A 3,127-nucleotide genomic window follows, 5' to 3' on the forward strand; every position below is an offset into this window, starting at 1 on the left:
CGCCATGCGAACCAATCTCGGAACTTCGCTGAAAATCTCGTCTCGTCTCTCAGACCAAAACACCTTCGGTGTTGTAAGGTTAAGCCTCTCGGGTCATTAGTACTGGTTAGCTCAATGCATCGCTGCACTTACACACCCAGCCTATCAACGTCTTAGTCTTAAACGTCCCTTCAGGTGGCTTAAAGCCACAGGGAAGACTCATCTCGAGGCAAGTTTCGCGCTTAGATGCTTTCAGCGCTTATCTTTTCCGCATTTAGCTACCGGGCAATGCCATTGGCATGACAACCCGAACACCAGTGATGCGTCCACTCCGGTCCTCTCGTACTAGGAGCAGCCCCTCTCAATCTTCCAACGCCCACGGCAGATAGGGACCGAACTGTCTCACGACGTTCTAAACCCAGCTCGCGTACCACTTTAAATGGCGAACAGCCATACCCTTGGGACCTACTTCAGCCCCAGGATGTGATGAGCCGACATCGAGGTGCCAAACACCGCCGTCGATATGAACTCTTGGGCGGTATCAGCCTGTTATCCCCGGAGTACCTTTTATCCGTTGAGCGATGGCCCTTCCATTCAGAACCACCGGATCACTATGACCTACTTTCGTACCTGCTCGAGCCGTCACTCTCGCAGTCAAGCTAGCTTATGCCATTGCACTAACCTCACGATGTCCGACCGTGATTAGCTAACCTTCGTGCTCCTCCGTTACTCTTTAGGAGGAGACCGCCCCAGTCAAACTACCCACCAGACACTGTCCTCACCCCGGATCACGGGGCCGAGTTAGAACATCAAACATTAAAGGGTGGTATTTCAAGGTTGGCTCCACGCAGACTGGCGTCCACGCTTCAAAGCCTCCCACCTATCCTACACATCAAGGCTCAATGTTCAGTGTCAAGCTATAGTAAAGGTTCACGGGGTCTTTCCGTCTTGCCGCGGGTACACTGCATCTTCACAGCGAGTTCAATTTCACTGAGTCTCGGGTGGAGACAGCCTGGCCATCATTACGCCATTCGTGCAGGTCGGAACTTACCCGACAAGGAATTTCGCTACCTTAGGACCGTTATAGTTACGGCCGCCGTTTACCGGGGCTTCGATCAAGAGCTTCTCCTTGCGGATAACCCCATCAATTAACCTTCCGGCACCGGGCAGGCGTCACACCGTATACGTCCACTTTCGTGTTTGCACAGTGCTGTGTTTTTATTAAACAGTTGCAGCCAGCTGGTATCTGCGACTGGCTTCGGCTCCGAGAGCAAGTCTCTTCACCTACGCGCCAGCGTGCCTTCTCCCGAAGTTACGGCACCATTTTGCCTAGTTCCTTCACCCGAGTTCTCTCAAGCGCCTGAGTATTCTCTACCTGACCACCTGTGTCGGTTTGGGGTACGATTTCGTGTTACCTGGAGCTTAGAGGCTTTTCCTGGAAGCAGGGCATCAGCTACTTCACCACCGTAGTGGCTCGTTATCACGCCTCAGGGTTAAAGCGGTCCGGATTTACCAGGACCACACCCCTACACGCTTGAACCGGGACAACCGTCGCCCGGCCAGCCTAGCCTTCTCCGTCCCCCCTTCGCAGTAACACCAAGTACAGGAATATTAACCTGTTTCCCATCGACTACGCTTTTCAGCCTCGCCTTAGGGGTCGACTCACCCTGCCCCGATTAACGTTGGACAGGAACCCTTGGTCTTCCGGCGTGCGGGTTTTTCACCCGCATTATCGTTACTTATGTCAGCATTCGCACTTCTGATACCTCCAGCAGCCCTCACAGGCCACCTTCAACGGCTTACAGAACGCTCCCCTACCCAACAACGCCTAAGCGTCGCTGCCGCAGCTTCGGTGCATGGTTTAGCCCCGTTACATCTTCCGCGCAGGCCGACTCGACCAGTGAGCTATTACGCTTTCTTTAAATGATGGCTGCTTCTAAGCCAACATCCTGGCTGTCTATGCCTTCCCACATCGTTTCCCACTTAACCATGACTTTGGGACCTTAGCTGGCGGTCTGGGTTGTTTCCCTCTTCACGACGGACGTTAGCACCCGCCGTGTGTCTCCCGTGATAACATTCTTCGGTATTCGTAGTTTGCATCGAGTTGGTAAGCCGGGATGGCCCCCTAGTCGAAACAGTGCTCTACCCCCGAAGATGAGTTCACGAGGCGCTACCTAAATAGCTTTCGGGGAGAACCAGCTATCTCCCGGTTTGATTGGCCTTTCACCCCCAGCCACAAGTCATCCGCTAATTTTTCAACATTAGTCGGTTCGGTCCTCCAGTTAGTGTTACCCAACCTTCAACCTGCCCATGGCTAGATCACCGGGTTTCGGGTCTATACCTTGCAACTTGACGCCCAGTTAAGACTCGGTTTCCCTACGGCTCCCCTATTCGGTTAACCTTGCTACAAAATATAAGTCGCTGACCCATTATACAAAAGGTACGCAGTCACCCAACAAAGTAGGCTCCCACTGCTTGTACGTACACGGTTTCAGGTTCTATTTCACTCCCCTCGCCGGGGTTCTTTTCGCCTTTCCCTCACGGTACTGGTTCACTATCGGTCAGTCAGGAGTATTTAGCCTTGGAGGATGGTCCCCCCATATTCAGACAGGATGTCACGTGTCCCGCCCTACTCATCGAACTCACAACAAGTGCATTTTTGTGTACGGGACTATCACCCTATACTGTGCGACCTTCCAGACGCTTCCACTAATGCACAAACTGATTCAGGTTCTGGGCTCTTCCCCGTTCGCTCGCCGCTACTGGGGGAATCTCGGTTGATTTCTTTTCCTCGGGGTACTTAGATGTTTCAGTTCCCCCGGTTCGCCTTGCATGGCTATGTATTCACCATGCAATAGTGTGACGTATCACACTGGGTTTCCCCATTCGGGTATCGTCGGGTATAACGGTTCATATCACCTTACCGACGCTTTTCGCAGATTAGCACGCCCTTCATCGCCTCTGACTGCCTAGGCATCCACCGTGTACGCTTAGTCGCTTAACCTCACAACCCGAAGGTGTTTCACCTCGGTTTGCGAGTCTTGAGAGACTCAACACAGGGTACTCCTTATCTCAGTACTTCTACGGAGAGATAAGTTTCAGCTGTGTCGTTTCAATTTTCAGCTTGTTCCAGATTGTTAAAGAGCAA

General features: G+C 52.5%; 1 rRNA gene. It reads right to left on the reverse strand.

Annotated features, from left to right (window positions below):
* Window positions 1–75: 75 nt before the first annotated feature.
* Window positions 76–2,983, reverse strand: a 23S ribosomal RNA gene (locus ACT3RR_RS22975).
* Window positions 2,984–3,127 lie beyond the last annotated feature (144 nt).

This window comes from Ewingella sp. AOP8-B2-18, assembly GCF_052376015.1.
GTDB classification, from domain to species: Bacteria; Pseudomonadota; Gammaproteobacteria; order Enterobacterales; family Enterobacteriaceae; genus Ewingella; species Ewingella allii.